Annotated in this window: 19 protein-coding genes; 18 read left to right on the top strand and 1 reads right to left on the bottom strand. The window is 65.5% G+C overall.

Annotated features, from left to right (window positions below):
- The first annotated feature begins 202 nt into the window (after positions 1-202).
- The 10 genes from Q8O14_00635 to Q8O14_00590 all read left to right on the top strand — a co-directional run bounded on the left by Q8O14_00635 (position 203) and on the right by Q8O14_00590 (position 8087).
- Positions 203-724: a DUF177 domain-containing protein gene (locus tag Q8O14_00635; GenBank protein ID MDP2359247.1), complete on the top strand. Its 522-nt coding sequence runs from the start codon at positions 203-205 to the stop codon at positions 722-724.
- A gap of 12 nt (positions 725-736) precedes the next feature.
- Complete coding sequence (rpmF, locus tag Q8O14_00630; protein ID MDP2359246.1) at positions 737-913, top strand: 50S ribosomal protein L32; 177 nt, start codon at positions 737-739, stop codon at positions 911-913.
- A gap of 33 nt (positions 914-946) precedes the next feature.
- A complete protein-coding gene (locus Q8O14_00625; protein ID MDP2359245.1) occupies positions 947-1936 on the top strand; it encodes a beta-ketoacyl-ACP synthase III in 990 nt (329 codons plus the stop codon).
- Positions 1933-2874, top strand: a complete 942-nt coding sequence (gene fabD / locus Q8O14_00620) for an ACP S-malonyltransferase (GenBank protein MDP2359244.1) — start codon at positions 1933-1935, stop codon at positions 2872-2874. The genes Q8O14_00625 and fabD overlap by 4 nt, the downstream gene beginning before the upstream one ends.
- Positions 2871-3605: a 3-oxoacyl-[acyl-carrier-protein] reductase gene (gene fabG / locus Q8O14_00615; protein MDP2359243.1), complete on the top strand. Its 735-nt coding sequence runs from the start codon at positions 2871-2873 to the stop codon at positions 3603-3605. The genes fabD and fabG overlap by 4 nt, the downstream gene beginning before the upstream one ends.
- A gap of 230 nt (positions 3606-3835) precedes the next feature.
- Entirely contained in the window at positions 3836-4075 is a 240-nt protein-coding gene (locus Q8O14_00610; protein MDP2359242.1) for an acyl carrier protein, read from the top strand.
- A gap of 116 nt (positions 4076-4191) precedes the next feature.
- Complete coding sequence (gene fabF / locus Q8O14_00605; protein ID MDP2359241.1) at positions 4192-5442, top strand: beta-ketoacyl-ACP synthase II; 1251 nt, start codon at positions 4192-4194, stop codon at positions 5440-5442.
- A complete protein-coding gene (rnc, locus tag Q8O14_00600; GenBank protein MDP2359240.1) occupies positions 5439-6209 on the top strand; it encodes a ribonuclease III in 771 nt (256 codons plus the stop codon). Before fabF ends, rnc begins: the two co-directional genes overlap by 4 nt.
- A complete protein-coding gene (locus Q8O14_00595) occupies positions 6196-6825 on the top strand; it encodes a YigZ family protein (protein ID MDP2359239.1) in 630 nt (209 codons plus the stop codon). Before rnc ends, Q8O14_00595 begins: the two co-directional genes overlap by 14 nt.
- A complete protein-coding gene (locus Q8O14_00590; protein ID MDP2359238.1) occupies positions 6813-8087 on the top strand; it encodes a hemolysin family protein in 1275 nt (424 codons plus the stop codon). The genes Q8O14_00595 and Q8O14_00590 overlap by 13 nt, the downstream gene beginning before the upstream one ends.
- Here the strand turns inward: Q8O14_00590 and Q8O14_00585 are convergent.
- Positions 8051-9190: a helix-turn-helix domain-containing protein gene (locus tag Q8O14_00585; protein MDP2359237.1), complete on the bottom strand. Its 1140-nt coding sequence runs from the start codon at positions 9188-9190 to the stop codon at positions 8051-8053. The genes Q8O14_00590 and Q8O14_00585 overlap by 37 nt on opposite strands.
- A gap of 215 nt (positions 9191-9405) precedes the next feature.
- Between Q8O14_00585 and Q8O14_00580 the strand changes: the two genes are divergently transcribed.
- From Q8O14_00580 to Q8O14_00545, 8 genes are all read left to right on the top strand, one after another.
- Positions 9406-10590, top strand: a complete 1185-nt coding sequence (locus tag Q8O14_00580; GenBank protein ID MDP2359236.1) for a site-specific integrase — start codon at positions 9406-9408, stop codon at positions 10588-10590.
- 101 nt (positions 10591-10691) lie between these two features.
- Positions 10692-11495: a DNA damage-inducible protein D gene (dinD, locus tag Q8O14_00575; GenBank protein ID MDP2359235.1), complete on the top strand. Its 804-nt coding sequence runs from the start codon at positions 10692-10694 to the stop codon at positions 11493-11495.
- Positions 11496-11527: 32 nt separating this feature from the next.
- Positions 11528-12559, top strand: a complete 1032-nt coding sequence (locus Q8O14_00570; GenBank protein MDP2359234.1) for a DNA/RNA non-specific endonuclease — start codon at positions 11528-11530, stop codon at positions 12557-12559.
- A 638-nt stretch (positions 12560-13197) separates the two neighbouring features.
- The gene (locus Q8O14_00565; GenBank protein ID MDP2359233.1) at positions 13198-13908 is read left to right on the top strand and encodes a hypothetical protein; all 711 of its coding nucleotides are present in this window, start codon (positions 13198-13200) and stop codon (positions 13906-13908) included.
- Between the two features lie 61 nt (positions 13909-13969).
- Positions 13970-14266, top strand: coding sequence for a hypothetical protein (locus tag Q8O14_00560; protein MDP2359232.1), 297 nt, complete (start codon positions 13970-13972; stop codon positions 14264-14266).
- Between the two features lie 23 nt (positions 14267-14289).
- Positions 14290-15057: a hypothetical protein gene (locus Q8O14_00555; GenBank protein ID MDP2359231.1), complete on the top strand. Its 768-nt coding sequence runs from the start codon at positions 14290-14292 to the stop codon at positions 15055-15057.
- Between the two features lie 80 nt (positions 15058-15137).
- Positions 15138-17159, top strand: a complete 2022-nt coding sequence (locus tag Q8O14_00550; protein ID MDP2359230.1) for an ATP-dependent DNA helicase — start codon at positions 15138-15140, stop codon at positions 17157-17159.
- The coding region (locus Q8O14_00545) for a hypothetical protein (GenBank protein MDP2359229.1) at positions 17156-17372 on the top strand (217 nt) is incomplete at its 3' end. The genes Q8O14_00550 and Q8O14_00545, both read left to right, overlap by 4 nt.

Raw genomic sequence — 17372 nt, 5'->3', positions numbered from 1 at the left:
TGCCTGGTGAGAAGGCGAGGGCTTCACGCCCGCCGTGTTCACGGCTATATCGTCAGCTTTGTGGCCAAGCTTGAGCGGCCTCACCCGGCATTCACTCAAGTGCTTATGGGCGTGCGGCGGGGCAGGGCATGGCCGGCGGCTTGCCCCGGTCCGTTTCGTCTTTGGCCGTCATTGCGGCGCGTTGCACGGCGGTGCTATATTCATGCCCTCGATGCGTATCCAGATGATGGAAATACGTCGCGGACTGGATCGGGCGGATCTGAGCGCCAGTCCGTCGGACCTGCACCTCCTGGCGGACTGGTTTCGCCGGGATGTGGCGCTCGTGGCCAAGATCACTCAGCTGCCCGGCGGCTGGGCCCTGGGCATGACCATCCGCACCCTGGTCCATCGCAGTTGCGATCGCTGCCTGGGCGAAGTGGAGCTGCCGGTGGAGATCGAGGACCGTTGCGTTGTCCTGGAATACGGGAGCGGCGTCGCCGACGAGGAGGAGGACCGCCTCATCCTGGTGGCTCCTGAGCAAGAGTGGGTTGAGCTGGATCAAGTGGTGCGCGACGCCCTGCGCTTGTCCCAGCCCGAGTATTTCGTCTGCCGCGAGGACTGCGCGGGCCTGTGCCCCCAGTGCGGCTCCAACATGAACGAGGGTGACTGCGGCTGCCGGCCATTGGCCCCCGATTCGCCCCTGCAGGCCCTGGCCAGGCTGAAACGGCCCAACAGAAGCCAATAACGGGAGTCCATCATGCCTCTGCCGAAGAAGAAGACCTCCAAGGCCCGGCGCGACCAGCGTCGTTCGCACCACGCCCTTTCGCCCGTGGGTGTATCCACCTGTCCCCAATGCGGGCAGCCCAAGCTCTCGCACCGGGTGTGCCCCAATTGCGGAAGCTACAAGGGACGGACCATCTTTTCCCGCGCCTGATCCGGCATGACGCACCGCAAGACAGGAGGCGGCATGGCTCTTCGCGCCAGGGTGCTGGGAACAGGGCGGGCGGTGGGTCCCTCCCGCCTGACCAACGAGGATCTGACCCACATCGTCGACACCACGGAGGAGTGGATCGTCTCGCGGACTGGCATCCACAACCGCTTCATCATCAAGCCCGAGGACGGACTCTGCACCTCCGACCTCTGCGCCGAGGCGGGTGGCAAGGCCCTGAGCGCGGCCGGCCTGGAGGCCGGCGAGTTGGATCTCATCCTGGTGGGCACGGTCACGGGTGACTGCAAGTTTCCCTCCACCGCTGTCTTCACCCAGGCCAAGCTGGGGGCGCACCGGGCGGCCGCCATGGACCTGTCCGCCGCCTGCAGCGGCTTCGTGTACGGCCTGGAGCTGGCGGACGCCCTCATCCGCAGTGGAGTGAAGCGCCATGTCCTCGTCATTGGCGCCGAGGTGCTGACCAGCATGGTGGACTGGGAGGACCGGGGCACCTGCGTCCTCTTCGGCGACGCGGCCGGGGCCGTCGTGTTCGGACCATCCGATGACGATCAGGGCGTGCTCTCCACCTACACCATGTCCGACGGCAAGTTGGCGGATCTGCTTTGGGCGCCCGGTTGCGGGACCCTGCGGCCCCTCAGCCCCGCCTCGCTGGCCAACAAGGACCACCTGATCCACATGAAGGGGCGGCATGTATACGTCCATGCCGTGCGGTGCATGGCGGACGCCACCCAGCAGGCAATGGATCGCGCCGGGCTGACGCCCGCAGACGTGGACTTGCTCATCCCGCACCAGGCGAACATCCGCATCATCGAGGCGACCTGCGAGCGGTTCGGCTTCCCCCTGGAGAAGACGATGATCAACGTGGACCGCTACGGCAACACCTCGGCCGCCTCCATCCCCGTCGCCCTGGACGAGGCGATCGAGATGGGGCGCATCGGCAAGGGCCAGGTGGCGCTGCTCACCGTGTTTGGCGGTGGCTTCACCTGGGCCGCGGCGGCGGTGCGCCTGTGACGCGGGCGAGTGCGGCCTGGCTCTTTCCGGGGCAGGGGGCCCAGTACGTCGGCATGGCCGCCAGCCTGCTCGCGCGGCACGAGACCGTCCGCCGGCTCTACCAGGCCGCCCGGGAGCGCACGGGGGTCGATTTCGCCCTTCTTTCCAGCGAAGGCCCACGCGAGGAGCTGGTCAAGACCTCCAACACCCAACCGGCCATCTACCTCCACAGCGTGGCCCTGGCCCTGCTGCTGCGCGAGCGCGGCTGGCGCCCGGCGGCGGTGGCGGGCCACAGCCTGGGCGAGTACAGCGCCCTGGCCGCGGCGGGATGGCTCGATCCCCTCGATGGCCTGGCCCTGGTGCGGCGTCGGGGCGAGTTGATGTACCAGGCCGGGCTGGACTGGCCCGGCACCATGGCCGCCGTGATCGGCGCCGCGCCGGAGCTGGTGGAGGAGTGCTGCCGGCTGGCCACGGCGGAGGGCGAGGTGGCCCAACCCGCCAACTTCAATTGTCCCGGCCAGATCGCCATCTCAGGCTCACTGGCCGGAGTGGAACGGACCACGGCCCTGCTCAAGGAGCGCGGCGTGCGCCTGGTCAAGCGCCTGGATGTCTCCGGCGCCTTCCATTCACCGCTGATGGAGGCGGCGCGCGAGGGTCTTCTGCGGGAGCTGGCCGACGTGGCCTTGCAGCCGGGTGTGGCGCCGCTCTACTGCAATGTGACGGGCCGGCGGGTGGAGGATGCCGGTCAGATCCGCACCCTGCTGGGCCGCCAGCTGACGGAGACGGTGCGCTGGCAGGGCGCCATGGAGTCCCTGGCGGCGGATGGCCACCGTGAGGCGCTTGAGCTTGGCCCGGGCAAGGTCCTGAGCGGCTTGATGCAGCGCATCGACGGGGAGTTCCGGGTGCGCCCGGTGGACACGGCGGATGAGTTGGAAGCACTGTGGCAGGAGGGATCATGACCGGCCGAATCGTTCTGGTGACGGGTGGATCCCGTGGCATCGGCCTCGAGCTTGTGCGTGCCTTCGCCCGCACGGGGGACCGGGTCTGGTTCAATGACCTGCGCGATGAGCAGGTCCAGGAGACGGTCCGCCGCCTGGCCGAGGAGGGGCTGGAGACGGTGGGCCGCGCCTGCGACGTGACCAGCTTCTCCGCCGTGGGCGCCCTGGTCGAGGAGATCATCGCCGCCGAGGGCCGCCTTGACGTGCTGGTCAACAACGCCGGCATCACGCGGGACGCGCTGATGATGCGCATGGGCGAGGAGCAATGGGACCTGGTGATGCAGACCAACCTCAAGGGCTGCTTCAACACGATCCGCCACGCCGTCAAACCCATGATGAAGCAGCGGGATGGCCGCATCATCAACATCGCCAGCGTCGTGGGCGTGATGGGCAACGCCGGCCAGGCCAACTACAGCGCCGCCAAGGCCGGCGTCATCGGCCTGACCAAGACCATGGCGCGGGAACTGGCCTCCCGCAACGTGCTGGTCAACGCCGTGGCGCCGGGCTACATCGAGACGGAGATGACGGCGCAGCTGCCCCAGGCGGCCAAGGACGAGCTGTCCCGCCAGATCCCCCTGGGCCGTCATGGTCAGCCGGCGGATGTGGCCGCCGTCGTGCTCTTCCTCGCCTCGGGATCGGCCGCCTACATCACGGGTCAGGTCCTGCAGGTGGACGGCGGCATGCACATGTGAGGCCTGCCGCTTGCCCCGTGGCCTTGCCCCCGGCCCTCCGGCCCCGCAGCGTTGTGCGGATGCGCTGGCCGGATGGAGGTTTGGACACCTCATCAACCGACCTGCCACGGAGTGGGTCGCCGGGGAGGACGCATCCACGGCTCGGGGAAGGGGGGGACGTTGAACCCCAGCGTCGCGCGAACTAAGTTCTTCACGATTCCAGATCACAAACCGCCAACTCGGGAGAAATCATGTCCCAGCACTTCGACAAGGTCAAGAGCATCATCCTCGACGTCCTTGACTTGGACGACGCCTCCAAGGTGACCATGGAAGCCTCCTTCGACAACGACCTGGGGGCCGACAGCATCGCCAAGTTCGAACTCATCGACATGTTGGAGAAGGAGTACGACCTGGAGATCACCGATGAGACGGCCCAGTCCCTGACGACGGTGGGCGCGGTCTGTGCCTTCCTGGACAAGCAGGTCGGCTAGGTCACCTTCCCGGCGACGCCGCCTTGGATCGGTCAAGAAGCGACGAGGCGCTGGCCGCCATGGACAGCGCCTCCTTTGTGAAGAGCGGGCAACCGCGGGCAGAGAGGGAGAGGACAATGGCACAGCCAGGCGGGGTGCGGGTGGTGATCACCGGGACGGGCGTGCTGAGCCCCATCGGCCAGGGGCTGGACAGCTTCTGGCAGGCCCTGGTGGAGGGTTGCAGCGGCGCCGGACCCATCACCCGCTTCGATGCGTCCCTCCATGCCACCCGGATCGCCTGCGAGCTGAAGGGCTTTGACGCGGGGCAGTGGCTGCGCAAGCCCGAGCAGCGGCGGATGGACCCTTTCTGCCAATACGGGATGGTGGCGGCCCAGATGGCGCTGGAGCAGTCGGGCCTGGACCTTGCCGCCGTGGACCTGGATCGCTTCGGGGTCATCACCGCCTCGGGCATCGGCGGCCTCATGTCCATCGAGGATGCCCACACCCAGCTGGTGGAGAAGGGGCCGGGCCGCATCCCGCCCATGTTCATCCCCATGATGATATCCGACATCCTGCCCGGGCAGATCGCCATGAAATGGGGCTTGAAGGGACCCAACTTCGGCACGGTGAGCGCCTGCGCCTCCTCGTCCCACGCCATCGGCTGCGCTGTGCAGGCCATCCGCTGCGGACAGGCGGACCGGGTGCTGACGGGCGGGGCCGAGGCGGCCATCACGCCCCTGGGCATCGGCGGTTTCAACGCCCTGCAGGCCATGTCCACGCGCAACGAGGAGCCAAAGCGCGCCAGCCGTCCCTTCGACCGGGACCGCGACGGTTTCGTGATGGGCGAGGGCGCCGTCATGTTCGTCATCGAGCGTCTGGACCTGGCGCTGGAGCGGGGGGCCGACATCCTGGCCGAGATCAGCGGACTGGGCTTCACGGCGGACGCCCACCATCTGACGGCACCTGCGCCGGAGGGCGAAGGGGCCCAGCGGGCCATGCGCATGGCCCTTGCGGATGCCGGCCTGCCCGCCGAGGACATCGACCACATCAACACCCACGGCACCAGCACTCCGGCCGGGGACATGGCGGAGATCCAGGGCATCGCCCGCGTGTTCGGCGGGCATGGGCCGCATCTGGCCATCAACAGCACCAAGTCCATGACCGGCCATCTGCTCGGCGCCGCCGGAGCCATCGAATGCCTGGCCGCGGCCCTGGCTCTGCGCCATGGAGTGGTGCCGCCCACCATCAACCTGGACAATCCGGACCCGGAGCTGGTGCTGCCCATAGTCACGCGGGCCCGGACCATGCCGCTGCGACATGCCATCTCCAACACCTTTGGTTTCGGGGGCCACAACGCCAGCCTTCTCCTCTCGCGCTGGACGGCATGAAACTGCTCTCCTGGCTGACCCGCGGCCGGCCGGTCCAAGGCGCCAGCGGGCTGGAGACGGCCATCGGCTACACCTTCCGGCAGCCCGAGCTGCTGCATCTTGCCCTGACCCACCGCAGCCATTCGGGTCAACAAACGGGTCCGCGCGTCGCCTCCAACGAGCGATTGGAGTTCCTGGGCGATGCCGTGCTGGACCTCTGCGTCAGCCACCACCTCTTCCTGAAGTATCCGGAAAAGAAAGAGGGGGAGTTGACCAAGCTCAAGTCCATCATCGTCTCAGGTCCCTTCTTGGTCAGACTGGCCGGCGAGATCGGCCTGGGCCGCCACCTGCTTCTCTCCGAATCAGAGGATCGAACTGGAGGCCGTCAGCGGCCTTCCATCCTGGAGGACGCCTTCGAGGCCCTGCTCGGCGCCATCTACCTCGACGGTGGCCTGCCCGCGGCCGAGGACTTCATCCGGCGCCAGGTCCTGGAGGGTCTGGACCTCACCCAGGCCAGTCGTGACAATCGCAACTACAAGAGCCTGCTGTTGGAACTGAGCCAGAGCCACGGCGGTGGCAACCCCGTCTACAAGGTGGTGGAGGAGGTGGGTCCCGACCACAGCAAGTTCTTCGTGGTGGAGGTGCTGGTGGATGATCAGCCCTTGGGCCGGGGCACGGGCGCCAGCAAGAAGAAGGCCGAGCAGGCCGCCGCCCGCGAGGGGCTGGAGCAGTTCTCCCACCGCCGGACAGAGGGCGGGGCGCCGGTGGAAGCCCATGGACCAGCCTGACCCATCCCCCGACAGTTTTCCTGTTCCCGGCGCGCCGGCCCAGTGGGAGGAGCGGGTGGAGCGCTCGCGCTTCCTGGCGCTCGTCCATCCCATCGCCGAGGCCGGGGAGGCGGTCCGCCTCCTGGCGCAGGCCAGATTGGAACATCACAAGGCCACCCATCACTGTCATGCCTGGCGGACCGGACACCCGGGACGTGAACCAGCCTGGGGCTGCGGTGACGACGGCGAGCCATCCGGCTCGGCCGGCCAGCCCATCCTGCGGGCCATCGACGGGAGCGGCCTGTCCAACGTCCTGGTCGTGGTGGTGCGCTGGTTCGGCGGCATCAAGCTGGGCACGGGCGGACTGGCGCGCGCCTACGGCAGCGCGGCGACGGGCGCCCTGGCCTCCTGCCAGCGGAGCCTGGTGACGGACTGCCAGCCGCTGCACCTGCGCATTCCCTACTCCCGGATGACCCGTGTGCGGCGCCTGTTGGCACGCCACGGCGCCCGCGAGGTGAACCTTGTCAGCGGCGAGGAACTGCAACTGGACATCCAAGTGCCCAGCACGGCACGAGCAACACTGATGGACGAGCTGCGCGAGATCCTGCAGGGACAGGGGGCGATGTGGACCTCTTGAACGGATTGGCCGCCCTGGCTGTCACCCTGCTCCTGTCGGGCTTCCTCTCCGCCTCGGAGCTGGCCTTCACCGGACTGGGACGCAGCCATGTGCTGATCTGGCTGCGCCAGGGGCGGGCCGGCGCCGCGTGGACCGCCGCCTGGCATCGGCGGCCCGACTCGCTGCTCGTCACCCTGCTGGTGGCGAACAACTTGTCCAACATCAGCTTCGCCACGATCGCGACCCTGGTCGGCCTGCACTTGGGATGGCCGGAGTGGGTGACCGGTCTGGCCGCCACCATCCTGCTGACCGTGGGAGGCGAGGCCCTGCCCAAAGGCTTGATCCATGGCCGCTCCCACCGGCTCTTTCCCGCCCTGGCCCTGCCTCTGCAAGGCATTCACCTGTTGCTGAAGCCCATCAGCGCCCCCGTCGCCCTCTTCACCCGCCTGCTGCCGGGTCAGCCGGAGCGCGAGGCCCACCAGCTGCGGGCCCAGCTGCATCAACTGAGCGAGGACCTGGGCCAGCGCGAGCACCGCATGATCCGGCGCGCCCTGCACCTGCGGCAGCGTCGCCTGGGCGAATTGATGACCCCGCGCACCGAACTGCTGGCCCTGCCCGCCGATGCTTCACCAGCCCTGGCGGCCGAGTTGATCCATCGAGAGGGCAAATCCGCCCTGCCGCTTTACCGGCGGGATCTGGACAGCATCACGGGCTACATCACGGCGCGGGACCTCTTCCAATTGCCGGCCACCCTCGACGAGATCCGTCGCCAACCGCTCTTCGTGCCCGCCACCATGAGGGCGCGCGATCTCCTGGCCGCCTTCGGCAAAGGTCAGTCCAAGCTGGCCGTGGTGGTGGACGAGTACGGCGGAACAGCCGGCCTCCTGACCCTCGAGGATCTGCTTGAGGATCTGGTCGGCGCCATCGACGACGAGCACGACAAGGCACAGCGCTCGCTCATCCCCCTGGCGGATGGGCGCTTCTTTGTGTCGGCCCGGCTGAGGTTGGACATCTTCGCGGAAGGGACAGGCCTGCAGCTCCCCACGGAGGCGGCGGACACCCTGGGCGGTTGGGTGGTGGAACAGCTGGGGCGAATCCCGGCCGAGGGGGAACGCCTCCTCCTGCCGCCCCTCGAAGTCTCCATCGTATCGGCCACGCCCCGCCACCTGCGCCATGTCATCGTCCAGCATGTGCCATCCAGAGGCAATGGCGAGGGTCAGGATCAGGACGGGCAGCCAGGATCCCCTCATGCCTCCACTCCTTCCGCCCCCAGCTTGGAGTAGAGCGTCTGCCGGGAGATCTGCAGACGTTCACAGGCGCGGGTCTTCACGCCATCATGCAGCCCCAGCACGTCCAGGATGTAGTGCCGCTCCATTTGCCGAACAAAGGCTTTGAGCGGCAGGATCTGTTCCGTCGGTTCCCCCGCCACCACCTGGCGGCGCATCCATTCCTCGCCCGCCGGCCCGGCGCTGACCCGGTTGAGCCAACTGGCCAGCGGACAGCGTGGCGCGCGGACCAGGATCAGATGCCAGCCCAGGCCCGAGGCCTTCATGCCCCAATCCTGCAGGCGGGGATCGAGATCCTCCTCGCCGTGGAGGATGAGCAAACCCGGTCGGGCCGCCGTGGGCGGGTCGTCGGGCAGGCTGCCGGCATAGAACTCCACCAGCGGGATGCCCGCCCCGCCGGTCAGAAAAGAGAGCCAGGGGCGCAGCGGCGTCCAGAGGCCGGCCGGCAGGGACAACTCCACGGGCCGACCGTGGCACAGGTGGTCGAGCAGGTCCAGCCAGGCGGCCGGCTCCAGCATGTCCAAGGCCCGTCTCAGGCTGAACCAGCGGTGATGCGGCCCAGGCTGAAGCTGGTCCGGATGGAAGAAGATGCCGACGCCCCTGGCCCGGCGCGAGGCTTCGGCGGGCGTGAGCAGGGAGCCCGTCTGTTCCGCCTGCAGCTCGAGATAGCGCCATTTGGCCCGGTGGAACTGCCAGTCCTCGGGCAGGGAGCTGCGCAGCAGCAGCTCCTGCTCCAAGAGGCGGCGCTGGCGTCGGGGCTGGCCCTCAAGGCGTTGAGCCGCCTCATGAAGCTGGTCGGCCTCGCGCAGGCGCAGATCGCCGGGCAAGTGCCGGGCGGCCGCTTCCCCGATGGCGGCGGACCCCAGCGCGCAGTCGAGACAGCAGGCCAGCCAGGCGCGGAAGGCGGGTCGGTCCCCGGCCTGCACCGGCTCCTGAAGATCGAGGATGGTGCGCACGAGTGGCCGGCGGCCGCCGGGCGGACTGAGCTTGAGCAGGGCCAGGAGTTTGATCAAGGTGAACTCGGGCGGCAGGCGACGATCCAGGAGGTTGTTCCCCACATGGGACAACTCCGGGGCCGCTTCGACGAATGGCAGATGCATCGATCTTCTCCTGATGGGGCAGTAGGGCGACTACGATCTCAAGACGTGATGTATTATTCTTCGGTACGATAAAATCCTTGTCACATCAAAGGCTTCCGATTTTTCTCTTCTCGAAATCTCACTGCATTTTTACACTCATTGTCACATCTTGGCGACCAATTACGGCGACCGGGCGGCGACCGAATGCGCGCCTGGTCTACTGACGGAGCGGTCAGATGGCTAGGATTCGATTCACTCAGAAGCGCCTGGACGAGCTGAAAACCACCAAGTCCAGGGAGTGGTTTTACGACGAACAGGTGCCCCTCCTGGCCATCATGGTCACAGCCAGGGGCGCCAAGTCCTTCTACGTGGTGAAGACGCGAGATGGCGTGAAACGGCATGTCCGCATCGGCGGTTACCCGGAGATCTCGATCCCCCTTGCCCGGCAATTGGCTTCTGACCTCCTCTTGCAGGTGATCAAGGGAGAGGCTGTCGGCGCAGAGCGCAGGCGGGCGGAGCGCGCGACGCAATTCAGCCTGCAGACCGCCTTCGACGAGTACTGCGCGTACCTGGAGCGCCATTGCAAGCCAGGGACTCTCTACGAGTTCAAGCGGCAATGGACGCGGTTTTTGGCGCACTGGGCCGCACGCCCCATGAAGTCCATCCGCCGGCGTGAGGTGGTGTCCCTGCACCAAGCGGCTGGCGACCAGAACGGGAAGCATCAGGCCAACCGGGTGGTGGCCCTCTTGCGTGCCATTATCAACCGGGCCATCCGCGAGCATGAACTGGACATCCCCAACCCGGCAAACGCCATCTCGCTTTACAGAGAGGAGCAGCGGACACGCAGACTAACGCTGGAAGATCTACCCGCCTTCTTCGAAGCACTCAAGGAAGAGCGGAATCATAACCTGCGCGACTTCGTGCTGCTGGCGCTCTTCACGGGAGCACGCAAATCCAATGTGCTGGCCATGCGCTGGGAAGACATCTCGCTGGAACGCGGCCTCTGGGTGATTCCGGCAGCGCAGTCCAAGACCGGCAAGGCGCTGGACGTGGTGCTGAGCACCTACGTCGTCCAATTGCTCCAGGCGCGGCGGTCAGTGAGCTGCAGCCCATTTGTCTTCCAGGGCCGAGCGGGACGCGAGAACGCACACATGGTGAACCCACGCATTGGGTGGCTGCGGATCTGCGCGAGGGCCGGCCTGGAAGACCTCCACATCCACGATTTGCGCCGTAGCCTGGCGTCCTTCCAAATCGACACGGGCACGCCCCTGGAGGTGATCCAAAAGACGCTGGGGCATGAATCCAAGGTGACGACGGAGATCTACGCCAGGCTGGCGCTGGATCCCGTGCGGGCAAGTGTGGAGCGAGCAACGGAGGAGATGCTAAGGGCAGGCATCAGAAATTCTGAGCAGAAGTGCTAACTTCGAGCCGCTTTGCTCAGAGTCCGTGAGCTAAGTTATACAGACTGACCCGAGTTATCCACATATGGTGTCATGCGACACCATATGTTGAGGGAGGAAAGATGGAGCATCCCAGCGTGTTTGAGAGCATGAAGAAAATCTCCAGTAGCGGGACCGAGTACTGGTGGGCAAGGGACCTCTCGGAAGTACTTGGATACGGACGTTACACTGAATTTGTACCAGTAATTCATAAAGCAATTCGTGCTTGTGAGGAATCCGGTAATGATCCTCATGATTTCTTCAAACAAGTTGAAAGAGTGGTTAAATATAATAATGGAGCTAAGCGAAAATTAGATGATGTGGGCCTTGCTAGGTATGCTTGTTATCTTTGTATTCAAAACGGCGATCCTTCGAAGCCAGTTGTTGCCCTTGGAATGACCTATTTTGCGCAACAAACAAGAGAATCAGAGATTAGGAAAGTGATCGAGGACGATAGGAAGAGAATTGAAATTCGAGAAGAAATTAAAGTACACAATAAAAAGCTCGTTGCAGCTGCTAAGACATGCGGTGTAGACAGCTCATTTGACTTTGCAATATTCCAAAATCATGGTTATAAGGGACTTTACAAACTTGATGCAAAGGAAATTGCAGAGAAAAAGGGGCTTAGGGAGGGAGAGGCAATCCTTGATAACATGGGGAGTACTGAGCTTGCTGCAAATCTATTTAGAGCAACGCAAACAGAAGAGAAGTTAAAAAGAGACACTATCCGCGGGAAAGACAATGCAAATAAAACCCATTTTGAAGTAGGAAGAAAGATTAGAAATACGATCGTAGAGCTTGGCGGAACATTGCCTGAAGAGCTGCCTAATCCTGGCCCAATTAAAGATGCAAAAAAGAGATTAAAGGAGGCGGAAAAGAGCGAATAGTTTGATATCTGATTGCAATGGGGAATCTGCTCATGAATTTGATTCTCACCATAGCCCTTCTCGCATCAGTTTCCCTCGCAGCCGATAACCTCTCCCTCGGCGCCCCGTCCACCAGTCACCAGATCATCGATCGCATCGGCTACGCCCTGGGCTACGATGAAGTTCATGAACAGGCGGCCTGGGTGTCTTACCTGCTGACTGGGGTTGAAGCGCGGGCCAAGCTCATCGACCGCACGGACGACTTCCGACCGGATCCACTGGTTCGCACAGGCTCGGCCACCTTGGCGGATTACGTAGGGAGCGGATACGATCGTGGGCACTTAGCGCCAGCTGGTGACATGACGTGGCATCGCATTGCCATGAGCGAGTCCTTCTTCATGAGCAACATGAGTCCGCAAGAGCCGTCATTCAATCGTGGAGTCTGGGGCAAGCTTGAGGAACAGGTCCGCACCTGGGCCGTGGATTTCGACTCAGTTTGGGTGATCACTGGGCCTGTGCTGGAGCCAGGGCGCCCCGCCATCGGTGCAAGCCAAGTAACTGTTCCCGCGGCCTACTACAAGGTTCTCTATACCCCAACGGAGACGCCCAGGGGCGCCGGATTCCTCCTGCCCAACGCGGCATCCAAGGAGCCCCTTGCCGCCTTCTTTGTGCCCATCGACTCTGTGGAGGCCGTCACTGGATTGGACTTTCTGGGAGCGCTGCCAGATGAGCTGGAGGATGTGATCGAGGCCCAAGCGGATTTCGCAGCATGGGCCACGCCCGGCGCTATGCCGACCGCAGTAAAGGCCCAGTCGGACAAGCCCACCATGACGAGCTCGGTGCAGTGCCTGGGCACAACGCAGAAGGGGCAGCGCTGCAAGCGAACGACCAAGGATCCTTCCGGCTACTGTTACCAGCATATTGGCCAGGCAAAGGGAGCAGCCCCGGGTGGTGGCGTACCGGCGATCAAGGCCCCGGCGCCCCCCACGGGCGGCGGGGGTCAGTGCGCGGCTACCACTCAGAAGGGGACTCGCTGCAGCCGGCGGGCAACGCATGGCAGGTACTGCTGGCAGCACGCGAAGTGACCTAGCTTTAGGCTATTCATGCTGAATCATATCCAAAGCTACCAGCTCAGTTTTCCGACTTGACTTTCACCCCAGCTTGCCACAGCTTGCATCCAAGCGATCCTGCGGCGCGTGCCACAGGTCACCACGCGACCCCCCGCATTTGGTAGTTTCGGTTTCAGCCGAAGCCGAGTTGCGGGATCCCGTGAGGGCCCGGGCGCTTACCAAGAGGAGCGTTACGTCAACTCGGCTTCGGCTTTTCCAACCAAGGACGGGCAGCCTACCACGTAATTGGCTACGCGTCTGGTAGAACTCTTGGAGTACACATGACCCCGACGACCCCCGCCCCCGCCGTCCTGCGGCATGTCTTCCATCTCTCCATCTCCAGATCCAACCCGACCCTGACCAGCTAGCCTGGGTCGACAGTCCGCGCCTGGTTGATCGCCGGGCGCCTGCCCGGACAGCGTCGACCCACGCCTGATCCCTGCCCATGGCCCGCGTTTTTCGCGGGGCGGGTGTGCCCCATGCGCCCACCTGCCGGGGTGGACTCTGTCCCCACCACACACCCTGTCGGCCCCGGCGCGCACCCCACCGCGCCCGGGCCCTGATCCCGCTCTCCGGCGTAGCCGCGTCGGCGCCGACCCAGCGCCGGAGCGGCCATGCTGCCCACCAACCAGACCGCTGCCTACACGGCCCAGTCCATCGCCGACTACCAGACCCTGGCGGCCCGGGAACCGGCCCTGCCGCCGGCGCTGGGCGACTTCCTGGCCCTGCTGGGCCCTGGTGCCAAGGACCGCCACGCGGAGCGCCAGGCGGCGCTTTCCGCGGCCATCCGCCACTTGCAAGCGGATCCGCCGGAAGGGCCCAGCATTCGCCTCTGGCTGCTGGTCACCTACGCGCCGGCGCTGCAGGCCCTGGCCGTCCGCTACCGCACGCCCGGGGCGACCCTGGATGAATCCGCCAGCGCCGCTGCCTGGGCCTTCCTGGAGACGCTGCAGGCCTTGAACGCGGAGCGGCTGTCCAGCCCATGGCTTGCCCGGGAGATCGAGCGGGACACGCAGCGCCGGCTGGCTTACCACGGTGGACTCTGGGATGGCAATCGAAAGGAGCAAGTCGACTCTACGCCAGACGAGAGCTTAATGGGCGATCGGATCCCGGACGACCGGGCGGATGCTTACCAGGCACTGGAAGACCTAATCCAGGACATGCCCGTGTCCGAAAGCGATCGCACCCTGCTGTCCGGCCTCTATGTCTATGGATACACGCTGCAGGAAATGGCGCTGGCACTTGGTGAGGACTACTTCACGATCCAGAAGCGTCACAAGCGGCTTCTGAAGCGCCTGCGTGAAAAAACTCAAGAAAAATCCTGACCCCCTGTCCAAAAACGGCCATTTCGTCTCGCCATTGGTGGGAAAGACCAAGGAGCCCCCAATGGCCGGAGCCACCGCCACCGCCACCCCCACCGCCGAACCCAAGGTGAGTCCCGCCGAGGACCGCGTGCGCCAGGCCTTCCTGCGCTTGGCGCTGCAGGTGGGCGGGGCCGCCGCCGAGCACCCCATCCCCGACGAGGCCGTCTTCACCCTGTGCCGCTGCGTGGATAGCGCCTTCCGCGATTGCCTGGACGCCCTGCGCAATCCGGAAGGCGCGCCCACCCGCCCGCCGGCCCTCAACATGCGGCGGCACCCGGCCGTCGTGCATCTCCTGTCCATCATCCAGCAGAAGCAGTAACCCATCAACATCGGAGGTCCCACATGGGCCGGTTCGACGACATGACCCAGCGCCACGAGCAGCACACCCTGGAGAGCGGCCGCTACCTCAAGTTCGACGACGGGGACAACCACCTGATCGTTTTCCTGGGCTTTCCCCACATCCGCGAGGTGTACTGGGACGGGACGACCTACCATCCCTGGAAGGAAGGCTGCGGCAAGCCGAAGGATCTGAAGACCTCGATGAACGTGGCCATCATCGAGAAGGTGGACGGCAAGTACGTCTTCAAGGCTCTCAAGGTTCTGGAGAACTCCAAGACCTTCTACAAGCAAGTGGCCAAGATGGACGCCAAGTACAACGTGGACACCCAGATCTTCGAAGTGGAGCGCACGGGCCAGAAGGCCAAGGATACGTCCTACACCATCCTGCCCGAGGCCCCCATCTCCCCCGAGCTGCGCGCCCAGCTCGACGCCCTGGAGCTCCACGACCTCACCAAGGACCGCGACGAGGACGACGCCAAGGGTGGCGGCGGCAAGCAGGCCGAGCCCCCCGCCATCATCGCCCAGGCCGACGGCGACGCCCTCATCAAGCGGCTGAAGGACCTGATGGGTTACCTGGGCGAGGTGGAGGGCGCACGCATGATGAAGGACTTCCTGGCCAAGTTCAGCATCAAGCAGATCCGCCAGCTGCAGGCGGATCGCCTGAAGGAGGCGCAGCAGTGGATCGCCACTGAGGAGGATGCCCTGCGGCACTCGCGCGCCGATGGGGACACCGACACGGCCGCCAGCGGCCCCGGCGATCCCTTCGCCTGATCCGCCTCCGTCCCTGGCCCGGCTGGTCGTATCTCCCGCGGCCGGCCGGGCTCTTCTTCCATCTCTAGCGCGAGCACCACATGCCCGAAATGGACCCACCGGCCTGGCCGGTCTTGCCCGAGGATCTGCTCTGCCTGCCGGGCGACCCGGCGCCGCAGATCCCCATCCTCACGGCCGAGGAAGTCTTCGGGCCGGGCGGCCTGCTTGCCCAAAAGCTCCCCGGCTTCGTCCTGCGCGACAGCCAGCTCACCATGGCCAGGGAAGTTGATTCCGCTCTGGCGGAAGGACGCAGCCTTCTGATTGAAGCGCCCTGCGGAGTCGGTAAATCGATAAGTTATTCCGTACCAGCCATCCAACACGCCCTGGCGACTGGGCAGCGCGTGCTCATCGCCACGGCCAACATCGCCCTGCAGGAGCAGCTCACCCAGAAGGACCTGCCCTTCCTGCAGGGCGTGCTGCCCGAGCCCTTCCGGTTCTCCCTGCTGAAAGGCAGGTCCAATTTTATATGTACAGATAAGCTCCTGGAGCAGCGCAGCATGCTCTTCGCCGGGGTTGCCGGCGAGGACCAAGTGGAGTTCGACCGCGTCCTGGACTGGGCCAACCAGACGACGACAGGGGACGCCGGCGAGCTGCCCTTCAAGGTGACGCCCCGGATTTGGCGCCACTTCGCCATCGGCGACACCAGCGAATGCGCAGGCTGCAAGCTGCAGTGCTACCACAAGGCCGCCATGGCCGACGCCGAGGACGCCCAGGTGGTGGTGTGCAACTACCACCTGCTCTTCGCCCACCTGAAGGTCAAGGCCGCCACGGGCGGCATGGCCGGCGTGCTGCCGGCCTTCAACGTCCTCATCTGTGACGAGGCCCATGAGCTGCCCGACATCGGCAGCGACTTCGCCGGCGAGGAGATCGGCCGCTGGAGCTTCCGGGGCTTCAAGCGGCACCTGTCCCGCGCCGGCTACGACGCCCTGGACCAGGCGGCGCACATCCTGTCACATGCCATCAAGATCATGGGCTTCAAACATGGCGCCGAGGGATCCAACCGGATCAAGGAACCGGGCCTCATTGACGACGGCCCCATCCTGGACGCGCTGCGCCTGGTCTTCCAGGAGCTGCGCGCCCTGCAAGTCCAGTACGAGAAGGAGTCCAAGGAGCACGCCCAGCTGGAGCGGCAGAAGGAGCAGTGCGCGCAGCTGGCCAAGCGTGTGCAGGGCCTCATCTGGCAGAAGCAGCCGGAATGGGTCTATTGGGTGGAGCGCCAGGAGGGCGCCAGCGGAGAGAGCTGGAAGCTGCGGGGCAAGCCCGTCTCCATCGCCCCTTTCCTGCAGAAGGCCCTGCTCCCCTGGGTCCCCTGCGTCATCGCCACCAGCGCCACGCTGACCACATCCCACGGGGACTTCACCTTCATCCGCGAGCGCATCGGCCTGGGCGCCGGCACCCGCCAGGTGGTGCTGCCCAGTCCTTTCGACTTCAACAGCTCTGCCTTGCTGGTCGTGCCCCATGGCCTGCCCGAGCCCAACGACAAGGAGTTCCGGGACCAGGTCCACGACCTGCTCCACGAGGCCGTGCTGGCCTCCCGCGGCCGCGCCCTCCTCCTTTTCACGTCCAGCCAGGCCCTGCGCGGGGCGCACACGCTCCTGGCGCCCGCGTTTGAACGAGCCGGTTTTGCCTGCCATCGCCAAGGCGACGCACCCTCCACGCGGCTCATCCAGCGCTTCCGGGAGGATGTCTCCAGCGTGCTCTTCGCCACGCGGACCTTCTTCCAGGGCGTGGACGTGCCGGGCGAGGCCCTGTCCCTGGTGGCCCTGGACCGCCTGCCCTTTCCCTCGCCGGCGGATCCGGTGATGGACTACATCGCCGAGCATGATCCGAAGGGATGGTTCCGCCAGCACAGCCTGCCCACGGCCCTCGTCACCTGGCGCCAGATCTTCGGCCGGCTCATCCGCCGGCACGACGACCGCGGCGTGGTGCTGCTGCTGGACGGCCGGGTGGGCACGAAGAAGTACGGCAAGCAGTTCTTGAAGGCCATCCCGGGCGGCATGCTCAGCCGCGAGGTGGCGGCCATCGGCTCCTTCCTGGCCGATCCGGAGGACCCCTTCGCATGAGCGCGTCCATCCTGGTGGACAGCCTGATCCGGATTCCACTGCGGGACCTTGCGCCCCGCACGCGCGAGCTGCTGGAGAAGGCGCTGTCCTACCCGAACCCTGCCTACCAGCAGGCCAAGGCCCGGGGCAAGCAGACCCCGCGCGAGAAGGTGGACGGCGTCTGGCAGGTGGTTCCCAAGCGCCTGGATGGCTTCCACGTGGACGAGCGGGGCC

Source organism: bacterium, assembly GCA_030685015.1.
Taxonomy (GTDB): Bacteria; CAIWAD01; CAIWAD01; order CAIWAD01; family CAIWAD01; genus CAIWAD01.
The sequence above is the reverse complement of the archived record's forward strand: the minus strand, read 5'-3'. Positions and strand labels throughout refer to the sequence as shown.